The sequence below is a fragment of the Streptomyces sp. 4N124 genome, from assembly GCF_052245395.1.
Taxonomy (GTDB): Bacteria; Actinomycetota; Actinomycetes; order Streptomycetales; family Streptomycetaceae; genus Streptomyces.
Map to the genome: position 1 here is coordinate 1 of NZ_JBQQBS010000039.1, position 15,484 is coordinate 15,484.

Below are 15,484 nucleotides of genomic sequence, written 5' to 3' on the forward strand. Positions count from 1 at the left end.
CCAGCCGGGCCATCGCCAGCAGGCCCTCGACCATCCGGGACAGCCGGTCCGTCTAGGTGACGGCGGCGGCGAGGCTGCCCCGGCCGCGCGCGGAGACGTTCGGCTCCAGGTTCTCCAGCCGCAGCCGCAGTGCCGCGAGCGGTGTCTTGAGCTGGTGCGAGGCCTCGCCCGCGAAGGCGTGCTGGGAGTCGAGGAGATGGGCGAGCCGGGCCGCCGTACGGTTGAACGCGGCGGCCAGCCTGCGGACTTCGGGCGGGCCCTTGGTGATCGTCACCGGCTCGGCGCAGCCGCCGTCCGCCAACGCATGCGTGGCCCGCTCCAGTTCACGGATGGGGCGGCCGGTCCAGCGGGCGATGCCGAAGCCGACCAGGGTGACCGCGGCGAGGACCCCGAGCCCGCCGAGCGCGAGCAGTAGCCACACATGGTGGACGCGTTCATGCACCGTGCGCGTGGGCACCGTGAGCCATACGGCACCCCGCGTCCCCTCCCCGACGGGCGCGGCGACGGAGAGGTACTCGACCCCGCCGATGGTCGACGTGCGGACATCCACCGTGGACGTGCCCCGGAGCGCCGCCGCGATCCCGGGACGGGTCGGCAGTGCGCGCACCGCCTGCCCGTTCAGCGGGTGCGAGGTGGCGAGCAGGGTGCCCGAGGCGTCCACGACCACCACCTTCCCGCCGATGCGTGCGGCGCAGTGCACCGCCCGGCCGGGCAGGTCCCGTTCGGCCCGGCCGGCCGTCATGGACAGCGCGGCATACGCGGACACCGACTCGGCCTCGTCCTTCGCCAGGCCCACCACCCGCTCCCGCTCGGCCCGCGAATACACGAAGCCCAGCGGGATCTCCAGGCAGAGCAGCACCAGGGCGGCCAGGCTGAGATAGCTGAACAGCAGCCGACGTGTCATGTCGGCTCGTTCGGCCCGGTCTGCACCGCCAGCCGGAAGCCGATCCCGCGCAGGGTCTGGATCCAGGCCGGGTGTCCCAACTTCCGCCGCAGCGCGGCGACATGGACGTCCAGGGTCTTGGTCGGGCCCTCGTAGTGCGGGTCCCACACCCGGTCGAGGATCTGCTGCCGGGAGTAGACCGCGCCCGGGTCCTCGGTGAGCAGCGCCAGCAGTTCGAACTCCTTGGGAGTGAGGGGGATCTGCACCTCACCGACCCAGACCTGGCGGGTACGGCGGTCCACCACGAGCGGGCCGGGCTCGTACGCCGGTTCCGGCGCGGGCTCCTGCGTGCGCTGCGTCCGCCGGGTCACCGCCCGCACCCGCGCCACCAACTCCCGTACGCTGAACGGTTTCGCGAGATAGTCGTCGGCGCCCAGCTCCAGGCCCAGCACGCGATCGGCCTCCTCGCCGCGCGCGCTGAGGATGACGATGGGGACGTCGGAGGTCTGCCGGATGCCCCGGCAGACGTCGATGCCGTCCATGTCCGGCAGCCCCAGATCGAGCAGGACCACATCGCCGTACGGACCTCTCAGACCCTCGGTGCCGGTGGCGACGCGATCGACCGTCAGCCCGAAGTGCCCGAGCCCCTCGGCGAGCGGCTCGGCGATCGTCTCGTCGTCCTCGATGAGCAACACGCGTAGGCCCATAGGTCCCGTCTCTCCGTGAATCCGGACAACAACACGACGACGTGTATGACATGTCGTGGAGTTGACACGCTACGAGGGATGTCTACCGTGCGTCGAGCGAATGCGGCACAGTGTGACCAGCCGCTCAGAAAGCGTTTGTCAGTCGCTATTTCCGCGCGTGTCACCGGCCCCGGGACAAAGAATGTCCGGCTGCTGGCCGGGCTCTGGTGTTCGCTTAACCTTCCTCTGGCCATCGCCCCTCTACGGTGTCGTGCACTGACCGAACTCCCAGTCGAGGAGGCATCGTTGAAGGCGTTGCTGGACCGTGCCCGCTCGTTCAAACGGCACGTGGATTTCGAGAGCGGCGAATACCGGAAACTGGCCGAGGGGCAAAATCCCGAGGTCCTCTTCATTACCTGCTCGGACTCCCGGGTCATACCGGCGCTCATCACCGGCGCCCGTCCCGGAGAGATATTCGAGTTGCGCAACGCGGGCAATATCGTGCCGTCGTACGGGCAGCACGGCGCCGGTGGCGAGGCCGCCACCGTCGAATACGCGCTGGAGGTGCTCGGAGTTCAGGACATCGTCGTGTGCGGTCACTCACACTGCGGGGCGATGGGCGCGCTCAAGTCCGGCGACGACCTGACCGCGCTGCCGGGCGTGGACGCCTGGCTCCGTCCGGCCCGCCCCGAGCTGGCGTCGGTGCTGGCCGGCCCGTCCGACGATCCGTCGCTGCCGGAGGTGGCGCAGCGCAACGTCGTCAACCAGCTGGCCGCGCTGCGGAGTTACCCGGTGGTGCGGCAGCGGCTCGACGCGGGCCGGCTGCGGCTGCACGGCTGGTACTACGAGGTCGACACCGGCTCGGTGGCCGAACTGGACGACGACGGCCGCTTCCGGGTGCACGCCGGATGAGCGGGGCGCATGCGCGAGGCCGGACACCGGGGCGAGCGACGGCGGGCGCGAAGGTGACGAAGGGAACGAAAAGCGCACGCACCGCCGGCGCAAAGGGCACGCGTCCCGACCTCGCCACCGAGATCACCGCCTCCCTCGTCGTCTTCCTCGTCGCCCTGCCGCTGTGTATCGGCGTGGCGGTCGCGTCCGGCGTACGGGCCGAGCTCGGGATCATCTCCGGGGTCATCGGCGGCCTGGTGGTGGGCGCGATCCGGGGCAGTACGCTCCAGGTCAGCGGGCCCGCCGCAGGACTCGCCGCACTGGTCGCGGAGACCGTCGCGGAGCACGGCGTGGCCATGCTCGGCGTGATCGTCCTGTGCTCGGGGCTGCTGCAGATCATCCTCGGCCTGGTCCGGCTCGGGCGGTTGTTCCAGGCGATCTCCCTCGCCGTCATCCAGGGCATGCTGGCCGGCATCGGACTGCCGCTGATGTTCAGCCAGGCCTATCCGATGGCCGACGCCAAGGCCCCCGGCACCCCGATCGAGAACATGGCCGGCATCCCGGCGCTGCTCGGCGACATCCTGACGGACCGGCAGGCGATGATCGCCGCCCTGCTCGGGGTCGTCACCATCGTGCTCAGCTTCCTGTGGAAGAAGGTGCCGGGGCCGCTGCGGAAGATCCCGGCCGCCCTGATCGCCGTAGGCATCGGCATCACGGTCGCCGCACTGCCCGGCTTCGATGTGAAGACCCTTCAGGTCGGCAGCCTGCTCGACTCGGTGCGGCCGCCGGGCGCCGAGCAGTTCGCGGGCCTCGCCGACGCGGCGATCATCACGTCCGTCCTCACCTTCACGGTCATCGCCTCCGCGGAGAGCCTGTTCACCGCGGCGGCCGTGGACCGTATGCACAGCGGCCCGCGCACCCGCTACAACACGGAGCTCATGGCGCAGGGCGCCGGCAACACCCTCGCCGGCCTGCTGGGCGCGCTCCCGATCACGGCGGTCGTCGCCCGCAGCTCGGCGAACGTCCAGGCCGGCGCGAAGACCCGGCTCTCCCGCACCCTGCACGGCCTGTGGCTGCTCGCGTTCGCGCTGCTGCTGCCACAGGTCCTCGCCCTGATCCCGGTCTCGGTGCTCGCCGGGGTCCTCGTGCACAGCGGCTGGAAGCTGTTCGCGCCCGAGGAGTTCCCGAAGATGTGGCGGCAGGACCGGGGCGAGTTCGTGGTGATGACGGTGACCACGCTGGTGATCGTGGCGACCGCGCTGCTCGAAGGCGTGATCGTCGGACTCGGCGCCGGGATCGTGCTGGCCGCGCTGCGCATGTCGCAGACCGTGATCCGGCAGCACATCGAGGAGGACACCGCCAAGGTCGTCATGGCCGGCAACGCCACCTTCCTGCGGCTGCCCAAGGTCATCGAGGCGCTGGAGGCCGCCGCCACGTCCGGCAAGCCGAGGATCCGCCTCGACCTGACCGGCGTGACCCATCTGGACCACGCCTGCCGCAACCAGATCGAGGAGTTCACCGCCCAGCAACGGGGGACGGGCATACGGGTGGAACTGCTGATGCCGGGCCCGGCGAAAGCGGCGGAGCCCGCTCCCACCCCCGCCGAACCGGCTCCAGCGCCCGCCGAGCAGGCCCCCGTCGACGCCGACACGGCCCCGCTGCCCGCCCCGGGCCCCGGAGCCGAATGGTTCTACCTGGACACGCGCCCCCTTCCGGCCGATTACGCCGACCGCCCGCCGCTCGTAGGCTGAGCCTCAGCCGTCAGCGGAGGGAGCTCGGCCATGGCCGGCTGGAACACGATGGAGATTCCCGATCAGCACGGCCGCGTCGCCGTCGTCACCGGCGCCAACAGCGGCCTCGGGTACGTCACCGCGCGGGAGCTGGCCCGCAAGGGCGCCCGCGTGGTGCTGGCCTGCCGCAGCGAGGCCCGCGGCACCGAGGCCGGCGACCGGCTGGTCACCGAAGCGCCGGGCGCGGATGTGGAGTACGGCCGACTGGATCTGGCGGACCTGGGTTCCGTACGGGACTTCGCGGCCTGGTACCCGTACGACCGTCTCGATCTGCTGATCAACAACGCCGGGGTGATGGCGCTGCCGTACGGGACGACGGCGGACGGCTTCGAGACGCAGTTCGGGGTCAATCACCTGGGCCACTTCGCGCTCACGGGACGGCTGCTGCCGGTGCTGCTCGCCACGCCCGGGGCGCGGGTGGTGACCGTCTCCAGCACGATGCACGCCCTGTCCAACATCGACATCGACGACCTCAACAGCGAGCGCCGCTACAGCCGTTGGATCGCCTACGCCCGCTCCAAGACGGCCAACCTGCTCCACACGCACGAGCTGGCGCGCAGGGCGGCGGCTGCCGACGCGGATCTCGTGGCCGCCGCGGCGCACCCCGGTTACGCCGCCACCAACCTCCAGACCGCCGGCCCCCGAATGGCGGGCAGCAAGCTCAGCGAACGGTTCATGCTCCTCGGCAACCGCATCTTCGCCCAGCCCGCCACGACCGGCGCCCTGCCCACGCTCTACGCCGCCACCGCCCCCGACGTGAGCCCCGACTCCTTCACCGGCTCGTCGCTCGCGGGCTGGCGGGGCGCACCGGGCCGGGCCTGGCGCGCGCCGTGGACGCTCAACGACCGGGCGGGGGAACGCCTTTGGGAGGCGTCGGAGAGGATGACCGGGGTGGCGTACGACGGCTTGAAGGTCTGAAGAGTCGGTCGTGACCGGCCCCTGTCGCCGCAGGACGCCAGTGGGTCGCGGCATGCCTACACTCCCGCTATGGCCGTGACCTTCTTCGCCGTGACCCTCGACTGTCCCGACCCCGATGCGCTGGCCCGCTTCTACCAGGGCTTCCTCGGCGGCAAGCGGGCCGTGTCCGACGAGGGCGACTTCGCCGTGCTCGTCCTGGACGGCGGCGAAGTCCGCATCGACTTCCAGCAGGCAGCCAACCCACAGCCACCCCGCTGGCCGGACCCGGCCGCCCCGCGCCGCCATCACCTGGAATTCGCCATCGACGAGGACATGCCCACCATGGAACGCCGCCTCCTCGAACTCGGCGCGACCGTGCAGGAACACCAGCCCGGCGACGACCAGTTCCGGGTGTTCGCCGACCCCGCCGGTCACCTGTTCTGCGTGGCGCCGCGCGAGACGACGTATGTGCACGGGGAGTTGCTCGACGCCGAGCACTGAAGCATCACAAGATGGTCACTTGACCTTCACAACTGTGGGCGCGGCAATACGGTCATCCCCTCGTGTAACACCTTTGGGGGAATGAGCATGAGCAACGCGTACATCACACCGCCCTTGCCGCCACAACCGCCCACCTCCAGGCCCACGCCCAAGTGGGCCAGGAAGCGGTACGTCCTGCCGGCGCTCGCGGTGGCGCTGTTCATCGGCGTCGGGATAGGCAACAGCGGCCAGGACACGACGACGGACCAGGCACAGCCCGCGTCCGCCAAGCCACGGCCCACCGTCACCGTCACGGCAACGGCGACCGCCAAGAAGGCGGTGGAGCCCGAAGCTGCGACCACCGTGACCGCCACGAAGACCTTCGAGGTCACTTAGACCGTCACGACTCAGCCCGCCGCCGACGGCGCCGGATCCAGTGACGACGACGGCTCCGGCAGCGTCTACTACGACAACTGCGACGCGGCCCGCGCCGCCGGTGCCGCTCCCGTGCAGGTGGGCGATCCCGGCTACGGTCGCCATCTCGACCGCGACGGCGACGGCGTCGGTTGCGAGTGACTGCGACGAGGCGTTGCACTCCAGGAAGATGGGGGCGCCCTGCTCTCTGGGTGTCATGACGCGCAGTGGCTGAGCTGCGGCATCGGTGGTTGTGGTCGGGCGGTCCACTCAGGCGAGGAGTTCCGCGAGCTGAGCCATCTCGGTGGGCGGGTCGATCACGGGTTGGATGAGGAGTTCGTCGATGCCGGCCTGTTCCAGGGTGGTGATGCGGGCGAGGAGGTCGTCGCGGGTGCCGACCAGGGCCAGGGTGTTCATCAGCGAAGGCAGAATCAGGTCCCGGTCCTGCGGTGTGATGCGTCCGAGGTAGTTGGGGTAGAGCTTGGTGTGCCGGTCCGGCGCGGTGGCCGTGGTGCCGCGCCGGTCGAGGAGCCGCCGTACCGCCTGGCGTTCCTCGGGGCCGAGTTGCTCGGCGAAGGCGGGTGTGTCGGCGGCTGTGTCGGCGGCGAAGGCCAGCAGCGACAGGACGAGGTGGCCCGTCGCATCCCGGGCCGCGTCGCCGTGCGGGTCCTCATCCTCGTCGAGCAGGTGGAGCGAGGTGACCACATAGGAGTCCGTGTGGGAATCGGCGTCGCGGAGTGTGTCTTGGGCGGCGTGGCGGCGGGCGTCGTGCAGCGCGTGCCAAGCGTTGGGGTCCAGCAGGCCGAAGGAGATGAGGCCGGTGTTGCGGCGGCCGGCGACGGCGGCAGCCTTCGGCCCGAGCGCGGCCACGACGAACTCGATCGGGTCGGCGGTGTTCACATGTGTCCCGGTGTGCAGGAACTGGATGTCGCGGACCCGGTCACCTTCGCGGTACACGGTCGACCGTCCGGCGCACAGGTGCTGCAGTGCGGTGGTGAAGCTCTCCAGCGTGCCCGCTGTGGTCGGCCGCATGCCCAGGGTGCGACGGGCGGTGTTTCCGGTGCCGACCCCGCAGATGATCCGGCCCGGTGCCAGGGCGTTGAGGCTGGCGAGCCCGCTCGCTGCGGCCGGGGCGGAGCGCAGTCCCGGAGAGGTCACGCCGATGCCCAGCCGGACGCGACGGGTGGCCTTCGCACACAGGCTCAAGGCGACGAAGGGATCCCCGTGGACCATCGGGGTGTCGTTGACCCAGATGCTGTGCAAGCCCAACTCCTCGGCCCGCACAGCGAGATCTTCCACACCGGGCTGCGCGGCGACGACGACGCCAGCTCGCATCAAGCCTCCAAGGTATGAGGATCGATTCGAACTCGCTCAGCATGACAGGCAACGGCGGCAGCCCGGCGGGTCCGGCACCGGTCAGCAAGGCGCCGGGCCTGCCTCCCCACACCGGCCGCCACCCCGCTTCACGCCGTCGCCCCGCTGTCCACCACCAGGTCCGTCCCCACCACCGACGCCGCGTCGTCGGACGCCAGATACAGGACGGCCGCGGCGATCTCCTCCGTCGCCGAGATGCGGCCCAGCGGCAGCGTGGTCTTCGCGCGCTCGGTGCGGTCGGCCTCCGTCTCGCCCGGCCGCAGGGACATCGGGGTGTCGACGGCGCCGGGGCTGACCGCGTTGACGCGGATGCCGTCGTGGATGTGGTCGAGGGCGGCGCCTCGGGTGAGGACCGAGACGGCGGCTTTGGAGGCGGCGTACGCGGCGGCGCCGGGGTGGCGGGTGTGGACGCCGAAGGTGGAGGCGATGTTGACGATCGCGCCGCCGGACGGCTGGGTGCGCATCTGGCGGATCTCGGCCTGAAGGGCCAGGAACACGCCGGTGACATTGATGTCGAGCTGTTCGCGCCAGTCCTCCTCCGGCAGTTCGGCCAGCGGCTGCCCGCCGCGGAAGACGCCCGCGTTGTTGACCGCCACGTCCAGCGAGCCGAAGCGGTCCACGGTGGCCTCGACGACGGCCTGCAGATCGGCGGCGCTCGCGACGTCGGCGGGGATGGCCAGCGCCTTGCCGCCCGCCCGCTCGATCAGGGCCACCGTCTCGTCGAGCGGTTCCTGTCGGCGTCCGGCCACGACCACCTGCGCCCCCTCGCCGGCGAACGCGAGGGCCGTCGCCCTGCCGATGCCGGAGCCCCCGCCCGTGACGAGAACGGTCCTGCCGGTGAAGCGAGTCCTGGTCATGATCTCCCCTATTCTTGACCGATCGGTTCAGTATGGCCTCAAAAAAAGAGGCTCCAAACAAGAGGCCTCAAAAAGAGCCGCCCACCCCGCGGCTCAGTCGAGCAGCACCAGCGCCTGTTCCGCCGCGTCCCGCACCCGCGCCGGGTCCGGTGACGCCTTGCCCACCAGTCGCAGGCCCTGCAGCAGCACCAGCAGCAGGCGGGCGAGCGTCAAAGGGTCACGGTCGGCGGGCAGTTCGGCCTGCGCCTGGGCGCGGATCAGTGCCGAGTGCAGCGCCGTCTCCAGGTGGTCCCAGTTGCGCTCGACCTGCCGTGCGGCGGCCGGGTCGTGCGGGGCGAGTTCGGCGGCGGTGTTGGTGATGAAACAGCCGTTCCGGCGCAGGTTCTCGGCGGAGGCCTCATCCGCGTAGCGCCGCACGAGGGCCCGTACGGCGGGCAGTACCGGGCCCGGCTGGGACAGCTCCCGCAGCAGGTCCGGGAGCTGCTCCACATAGCGTGCCAGTGCCTTCAGGTACAGCTCGTGCTTGTTGCCGAAGGTTGCGTAGATGCTGGCGCGGCCGATGCCGAGGTGCTCGACGAGGTCGGACATGGACGTCGCCTCGTAGCCGCGCTGCCAGAACAGCTCCAGGGCTGCCTGCAGCGCGGCGTCCGGATCGAACTCCTTGGTCCTGGCCACGTAGTGCAGCCTAGGTTCAATGAGAACGATCGGTCAAGAAATCTTCTTCGGGGACGAGGAAAACTCTCTCAAGAAGCGGCGCGCACCTCGTACGCCGTGATCCGCACCGCGTCATCGTCCAGGCACTGCCCGGTCTCCAGGTCGAAGCGCTGCTTCAGCAGGGGGGAGGCGACGAAGGGGCGGCCCTGGTGGGAGCCGGTCAGGCCGCGGGAGAGCACTGCCGCGCCGCCGAACGGGTCGCGGTTGTCGACGGCGTACAGGTTGCCCGCCCGGTCGCGGAAGAGGGCGGCCTGCCGACCGTCCGGCAGCAGGGCGGCCACGCCGCGGCCCGGCAGCAGGACGTTCAGGTCGCAGACGGTGAACCAGCTGTCGTCGAGGCGGAGTTGGACCTTCAGATCGGTCGTCTCGGGGGCCAGGGTCATCGCTGGGCGGTTCCTTCCAGGACGTCATCGGCGGGGCGCAGTCCGATGGACAGCAGCGGCAGGTCGGGCTTGATCTGGTCGCGCTCGGGGACGAAGCCGACGACCGGGTCGGGGGTGTCCGGCGCGTTCACGAAGGACACGAACCGGGCGAGCTTCTCCGGGTCGTTGATGGTGTCGGACCACTCGTCGCGGTAGTTGGCGACGTGCGCGGTCATCAGCGTCTCCAGCTCCTCGCAGATGCCGAGGGAGTCCTCGACGACCACATCGCGTACGTGGTCCAGGCCGCCCGGGATCCGCTCCAGCCAGGTCGAGGTGCGCTCCAGGCGGTCGGCGGTGCGGATGTAGAACATCAGGAAGCGGTCGATCAGCTTGATCAGCTCGGCGTCCGTCAGGTCCTGCGCGAGCAGGTCCGCGTGGCGCGGGGTCGCGCCGCCGTTGCCGGCGACGTACAGGTTCCAGCCGTTGGACGTGGCGATCACGCCGAAGTCCTTCGACTGGGCCTCCGCGCACTCGCGGGCGCACCCGGAGACCGCTGACTTCAGCTTGTGGGGGGACCTGAGCCCCCGGTAGCGCAGCTCCAGATCGATCGCCATCCGGACGGAGTCCTGGACGCCGTAGCGGCACCAGGTCTGGCCGACGCAGGACTTCACCGTGCGCAGGGACTTGCCGTAGGCGTGGCCGGACTCGAAGCCGGCGTCCACCAACCTGGTCCAGATCAGCGGGAGTTGCTCGACCCGCGCGCCGAACATGTCGATACGCTGGCCGCCGGTGATCTTCGTGTAGAGGCCGAAGTCGCGGGCGATCTCGCCGATGACGATCAGGCCTTCGGGGGTGATCTCACCGCCGGGGATGCGCGGGACGACCGAGTACGAGCCGTTCTTCTGGAGGTTGGCGAGGAAGTGGTCGTTGCTGTCCTGGAGGGCCGCCTGCTCGCCGTCGAGGACGTAGCCGCTCGCGCCGATCGTGGGGGCGAGGGAGGCGATGATCGACGCCACCGCGGGCTTGCAGATCTCGCAGCCGTCGCCGCCCCGGGCGTCCTCGCGGCCGTAGCGGTCCAGCAGGTCCTGGTAGGTGTTGATGCGCAGGGCGAGGACGATCTCGTACAGCTCCTCGCGGGTCTGTGAGAAGCAGCCGCACAGGCCCTTGTCGACCTCGACGCCGCTGGCCTCCAGCTCCGCGGTGACCAGCTGGCCGAGCACCTTGACGCAACTGCCGCAGCCCGTACCGGCCTTGGTGCACTTCTTCACCTCGGGCACGGTCGTGCACTGGTGGTCGGTGACCGCGCCGCGGATCGTGCCCTTGGAGACGTTGTGGCAGGAGCAGATGACCGCGTCGTCCGGCAGCGCGGACGGGCCGAGCTGGGCGCCGCCACTCGCGCCGGCCGGCAGGACCAGCGACTCGGGCGAGATCGGCGGGACCGAGCCGGTCAGCGCGCGCAGGGTGCCGTACGCGTCCGCGTCGCCGACCAGGATGCCGCCGAGCAGCGTGCCGTCGCGGCCGATGACGAGCTTCTTGTACAGGCCGGCGCGGGAGTCGGAGTAGACGACGTCGAGGCAGTCGTCGGTGGCGCCGTGCGCGTCACCGAAGGACGCCACGTCCACGCCGAGCAGCTTCAGCTTGGTGGACAGGTCGGCGCCGGTGAACTCCGCGTCGTCCTGCGCGATGGTCGCGGCGGCCGTCTCCGCCTGCTCGTAGCCCGGCGCCACCAGGCCGTACACCCGGCCGTCCGACGCCAGCGCGCACTCGCCGATCGCGAACACGTGCGGGTCGGAGACCGTACGGCACTGCTCGTCGACCGTGATGCCGCCGCGCTCGCCGACCGTCAGGCCGCAGTCGCGGGCCAGCTGGTCGCGGGGGCGGACACCGGCGCTGAACACGACCAGGTCGGTGGCGAGTTCGGAGCCGTCGGACAGCTTCATGCCGGTCACGGCGCCGTCCGCGTCGACCACGATCTCCTGCGTGCCGACGCCCGTGTGGACGCTCAGGCCCATGTCCTCGATGGTGCGCAGCAGCGCCGCGCCGCCGCCGTCGTCCACCTGGACGGGCATCAACCGGGGCGCGAACTCCACGATGTGGGACGTGAGTCCGAGGCCCTGCAGCGCGCCCGCCGCCTCCAGGCCGAGCAGACCGCCGCCGACGACCGCGCCGGTCGTCGCCGTCTTCGCGTACTCCTCGATCGCGAGCAGATCCTCGATCGTGCGGTAGACGAAACAGCCGGTGGCGTCCTTGTTGGGGACGGGCGGCACGAAGGGGAAGGAGCCGGTGGCGAGGACGAGGGTGTCGTACTCGAAGACCTCACCGGACCTGGCCGTGACCTTCTTCGCCTCGCGGTCCACGGAGACGGCCGGGTCGCCGACGCGCAGCTCGATCGCGTGCTTCTCGATGAACTCCATGTCGGTCATCGACAGGTCCTCGGGCGTCTTGCCCGAGAAGTACGAGGTGAGGCCGACGCGGTCGTACGCGGGACGCGGCTCCTCGCACAGCACGACCACGCGGTGCGTGGCGGTCAGGCCGCGCTCGGCCAGCGCTTCGAGGAAGCGCTGGCCGACCATGCCATGGCCGACGAGCACGATCGTGGGGGTGGCCCCCAGGGTGGCGGTCATCAGGAGCCTCCATCGTTGGTGAGCAGGTGGAGCAGGGGGGCACCGTCGGCGGGGAGCGGCTCTGCTCCCTCCCAGGCGCGGGCGAGGGCGCCGACGGTGCCGAGTTCGCCGACGAGTACGCCGCCGACCACGCGGTCGTCGCGGACGACGACCTTGCGGTAGGTGCCGCGGGTGGCGTCGGCGAGCTGGACGACGTCGTCGCCCGGCAGCGGCACGGTCTCGCCGAACGCGGCGAGGTCGAACGCGTCCGTCCCGTTCAGCGTGAGCCGGGTCAGCGAACGGGTGCCGGAGTAGCGCGCGCCCGCGTCCCCCGCCAGCATTTCGGCCAGGACGTCGGCCTGTTCGAGAGCCGGAGTGGCGAGCCCGTACAGGACGCCGTCGTGCTGGGCGCAGTCGCCGATCGCCCGGATGTGCGGGTCGGACGTGCGCAGTTCGTCGTCGACGATGACGCCCTTGCGCACCGCGAGCCCGGCGATCTGGGCGAGGCCCACACGCGGGTGGACCCCGCAGGCGAGGACGACGAGGTCGGCGTCGAGGGCGTATCCGTCGGCCATCTCCACCGAGCGGACCGCGCCGCCGACGCAGCGCACGTCGCGTACCCGGCACTCGGTGTGGACCTCGACGCCGAGTTCCTTCAGGTGCCGCAGCACCAGCTTCGAGGCGTTCGGGTCGAGCTGGCGCTCCATGAGCCGCTCGGACTGCTGGGCGAGGACGACCTGGGCGCCGCGCATGGCGAGCGCGCGGGCCGCGGAGACCCCGAGAAGCCCGCCGCCGATGACGACCGCCCGCACACCCGGCCGTACCGCCTTGGACAGGCCGAGGCAGTCGTCCATGGTGCGGAACGCGTGCACGCCCTCGGGCAGCACATGGTCGGGGGTGAACAGGCCGCGCAGCGGTGGGAGCACGGGGTTGGAGCCGGTGGCCAGGACCAGCGTGTCGTAGGGGACCGTCGAGCCGTCCTCGCACTCCACCTGCCGCCCGGCGCGGTCGATCCCGGTGACCCGGGCCCGGACCAGCCCGGCGGGGGAGGGCAGGGCGATCACCTCGGGGGCGTACCGGCCGGCCAGCACCTCGGCGAGCAGCACCCGGTTGTACGGCCGGTGCTCCTCCTCGCCGATCAGCGTCACTGGCGTGCCGAGCTCACCGAGCCGCCGGGCGAGACGTACGCCCGCGAGGCCGGCGCCGATCACCACCACACGCGTATTCGAGGTCATGCCCTTGAGCGTGCGGTGCCGGTGTTACCCGGCCGCATCACGTCTGTTTCCCGTGAGGAACGCTGCCCTCAGCGACGGCCGGGGGTGTGTGTGAGGGTTCGGACGATGCGCAGGTCGCTGGCTGTGAGGCGATGCCGGTGCGGGTAACCGAACCACCGGTTTCCGTGCGGCCACCATCGTCTACGAACCGGGGGCGGGCCAGCCTGGAGGCGTCGGCTTTCAGCAGCTCACGCCCAGGAGGCACACGATGGACACCGCCTTGCTCAGGTTGCTGTCCATGGATGGCCTCCGTACGCTCGTCGCCCGCCTCCGGGCTCTCGCCAGGGCCACCTTCGGCCGCCGCGCCCTGGCCGCCGCGCTGTACGTGCTGCTGGCGTTTCCGCTCGCCTACGTCGGGTTTCTGCTCACGCTGGTCGGGCTGGCCGTCGGCGGGGCGCTGTCGGTGACCACGCTGGGGCTGTGGCTGATGGCGGGGACCGTGCGGGGTGCGCTGGCACTGGGCGCGGTGCAGCGGCGGCTGGCACGGCGGCTGCTCGGGGTGCAGATCGAGGAGCCGGTGCGGGCGGAGGGCCGCGGGATCTTCGCGTGGCGGCGAGCCGTGCTGGGGGACCGGGTCGGATGGCGGGCGGTGGGGTGCGCGCTGCTGACCCCGTTCACCGCCGTACTCGGGGTGATCGCCGTCGGCATCGGATACGTGTACGGCGTGCTGCTCACGCTGCACCCGCTGCTCGCGCGCGTGAACTACGAGACGGTGCACCACCCGGACGGTTCGGCGTCCCGCGTGTCCCTGGAGTTCTTCGGCCACCAGGTCGACACCTGGCCGCGCTGGCTGATCCCGCTCACCCTCGGACTGCTGCTGCTCGCCGTCGCCCCCTGGCTCCTCCGGTACGCGCTCACCCCCCACCGCCTCGTACTGACCGCGCTGCTCGGCCCGAGCGCCGCGGACCGCCGTATCCGCGCCCTGGAGGAGACCCGCGCACACGCCGTCGAGGACGCCGCCGCCACCCTCCGCCGTATCGAGCGCGACCTGCACGACGGCACCCAGGCCCGGCTGGTCGGCCTCACCATGCACCTCACCATGATCCGCGAGCTGATCGCCGCCGACGCCGCGCCCGACCGGCTCCTCTCCGTCGTCGACACCGCCCAGGGCAACGCCACCCAGGCCATCACCGACCTGCGCCACCTGGTCAAGGGCATCCATCCCCCCGTACTCGACGAAGGCCTGCCCGCGGCGCTCGCCACCCTCGCCGCCGACAGCGCGCTGCCGGTCGCCCTCACCACCGACATCCGCACCCGCCCCACCCCGGCCGTCGAATCCATCGCCTACTTCTGCGCCGCCGAACTCCTCGCCAACGCCGCCAAGCACAGCCGCGCCGCATCCGCCACCGTCGACGTCACCGGCCGCGACGGCCTGCTGCGGCTGCGCGTCACCGACGACGGACGCGGCGGCGCCGCCCTCGGCAAGGGCTCCGGCCTCACCGGACTGCTGGCCCGCGCCCGCACCGTCGACGGCACACTCACCTGCGACAGCCCGCCGGGAGGGCCTACGGTGGTCACCGTCGAGCTGCCCCTGTGACGTGACGGGAGTGGGATGCGCGTCGTCATCGCCGAGGACTCGGCCCTGCTGCGGGACGGACTGGTCCAGCTGCTGGCGCTCCGGCAGGTCGAGGCCGTCGCGGCCGTCGCGGACGCCGACGCCCTGCTGGCCGCCGTCGCCGAGCACGCCCCTGACGTCGCCGTCGTCGACATCCGGCTGCCGCCCACCCAGACCGACGAGGGCGTACGAGCGGCCGTACGGCTGCGTGAGGAGCACCCCGGCACCGGTGTGCTGCTCTTCTCGCAGTACGTCGAGACCGCACACGCCGCCCGACTGCTCGGCAACCCTGCCGGGGTCGGGTATCTGCTGAAGGAACGGGTCGCGAACATCGCCGAGTTCGTCGGCGCGCTGGAGCGGATCGCGGCCGGTGGCACCGCCCTCGACCCCGAGGTGGTCGCCCAGCTCTTCGGCGCGAGCCGCCGCAGCAACGCCCTCGACACGCTCACGCCCCGCGAACGCGAGGTGCTGGAGCTGATGGCCGAGGGCCGCACCAACCACGCCATCGCCACGGCCTTCACCGTCTCCGAACGCGCCGTCGAGAAACACGTCGCCAACATCTTCACCAAGCTCGACCTGCCGCCGTCGGAGACGGGGAACCGACGGGTGCTGGCGGTGCTGCGGTATCTGGAGAGCGCGGGATGAGACTCGTGGGAGCGGCAGTCTTCATGCGGCGGTCTTCATGCGGGTGACGAGGACGGCGT

The 15,484-nt window shown here is 71.3% G+C and carries 14 protein-coding genes and 2 pseudogenes; 8 read left to right on the plus strand and 8 right to left on the minus strand.

The features are described from left to right. Positions 1-55: 55 nt before the first annotated feature. Positions 56-904, minus strand: a pseudogene (locus ACTWQO_RS31740) (HAMP domain-containing protein); the annotation flags it as partial. Further along, the gene (locus ACTWQO_RS31745) at positions 901-1,590 is read right to left on the minus strand and encodes a response regulator transcription factor (RefSeq protein WP_443240821.1); all 690 of its coding nucleotides are present in this window, start codon (positions 1,588-1,590) and stop codon (positions 901-903) included. The gene ACTWQO_RS31745 and the pseudogene ACTWQO_RS31740, both read right to left, overlap by 4 nt. Before the next feature lie 285 nt (positions 1,591-1,875). On the opposite strand from ACTWQO_RS31745, the gene ACTWQO_RS31750 reads away from it, so the two are divergent. The 6 genes and pseudogenes from ACTWQO_RS31750 to ACTWQO_RS31775 form a co-directional block, all read left to right on the plus strand. Continuing rightward, positions 1,876-2,481, plus strand: coding sequence for a carbonic anhydrase (locus tag ACTWQO_RS31750; RefSeq protein WP_443240822.1), 606 nt, complete (start codon positions 1,876-1,878; stop codon positions 2,479-2,481). Further along, a complete protein-coding gene (locus ACTWQO_RS31755; RefSeq protein ID WP_443240823.1) occupies positions 2,478-4,211 on the plus strand; it encodes a SulP family inorganic anion transporter in 1,734 nt (577 codons plus the stop codon). Before ACTWQO_RS31750 ends, ACTWQO_RS31755 begins: the two co-directional genes overlap by 4 nt. 30 nt (positions 4,212-4,241) lie before the next feature. Further along, on the plus strand, positions 4,242-5,168 hold the full coding sequence (locus ACTWQO_RS31760) for an oxidoreductase (protein WP_443240824.1): 927 nt from the start codon (positions 4,242-4,244) through the stop codon (positions 5,166-5,168). 69 nt (positions 5,169-5,237) lie between these two features. Then, a complete protein-coding gene (locus tag ACTWQO_RS31765; protein ID WP_443240825.1) occupies positions 5,238-5,648 on the plus strand; it encodes a VOC family protein in 411 nt (136 codons plus the stop codon). 87 nt (positions 5,649-5,735) lie between these two features. Beyond that, entirely contained in the window at positions 5,736-6,023 is a 288-nt protein-coding gene (locus tag ACTWQO_RS31770; protein ID WP_443240826.1) for a hypothetical protein, read from the plus strand. A gap of 81 nt (positions 6,024-6,104) precedes the next feature. Beyond that, positions 6,105-6,203, plus strand: a pseudogene (locus tag ACTWQO_RS31775) (excalibur calcium-binding domain-containing protein); the annotation flags it as partial. Between the two features lie 108 nt (positions 6,204-6,311). Here the strand turns inward: ACTWQO_RS31775 and ACTWQO_RS31780 are convergent. From ACTWQO_RS31780 to ACTWQO_RS31805, 6 genes are all read right to left on the minus strand, one after another. Next, on the minus strand, positions 6,312-7,376 hold the full coding sequence (locus tag ACTWQO_RS31780; RefSeq protein WP_443240827.1) for an LLM class flavin-dependent oxidoreductase: 1,065 nt from the start codon (positions 7,374-7,376) through the stop codon (positions 6,312-6,314). 128 nt (positions 7,377-7,504) lie between these two features. Further along, a complete protein-coding gene (locus ACTWQO_RS31785; RefSeq protein WP_443240828.1) occupies positions 7,505-8,272 on the minus strand; it encodes an SDR family NAD(P)-dependent oxidoreductase in 768 nt (255 codons plus the stop codon). Between the two features lie 93 nt (positions 8,273-8,365). Beyond that, positions 8,366-8,947 carry a TetR/AcrR family transcriptional regulator gene (locus ACTWQO_RS31790; protein WP_443240829.1) on the minus strand — a complete coding sequence of 194 codons (582 nt, stop codon included), beginning with the start codon at positions 8,945-8,947 and terminating at the stop codon, positions 8,366-8,368. A 68-nt stretch (positions 8,948-9,015) separates the two neighbouring features. Beyond that, complete coding sequence (gene nirD, locus ACTWQO_RS31795; RefSeq protein WP_443240830.1) at positions 9,016-9,369, minus strand: nitrite reductase small subunit NirD; 354 nt, start codon at positions 9,367-9,369, stop codon at positions 9,016-9,018. After that, positions 9,366-11,972: a nitrite reductase large subunit NirB gene (gene nirB, locus ACTWQO_RS31800; protein WP_443240831.1), complete on the minus strand. Its 2,607-nt coding sequence runs from the start codon at positions 11,970-11,972 to the stop codon at positions 9,366-9,368. Before nirB ends, nirD begins: the two co-directional genes overlap by 4 nt. Beyond that, entirely contained in the window at positions 11,972-13,186 is a 1,215-nt protein-coding gene (locus ACTWQO_RS31805; RefSeq protein WP_443240832.1) for an NAD(P)/FAD-dependent oxidoreductase, read from the minus strand. The genes nirB and ACTWQO_RS31805 overlap by 1 nt, the downstream gene beginning before the upstream one ends. A 247-nt stretch (positions 13,187-13,433) precedes the next feature. Here ACTWQO_RS31805 and ACTWQO_RS31810 point away from each other — a divergent pair, with 247 nt between their 5' ends. Continuing rightward, positions 13,434-14,762 carry a sensor histidine kinase gene (locus tag ACTWQO_RS31810; RefSeq protein ID WP_443240833.1) on the plus strand — a complete coding sequence of 443 codons (1,329 nt, stop codon included), beginning with the start codon at positions 13,434-13,436 and terminating at the stop codon, positions 14,760-14,762. A 15-nt stretch (positions 14,763-14,777) separates the two neighbouring features. Then, positions 14,778-15,425 (plus strand): LuxR C-terminal-related transcriptional regulator, encoded by a 648-nt coding sequence (locus ACTWQO_RS31815; RefSeq protein ID WP_443240834.1) that lies wholly within the window; start codon positions 14,778-14,780, stop codon positions 15,423-15,425. Positions 15,426-15,484: the final 59 nt, after the last annotated feature.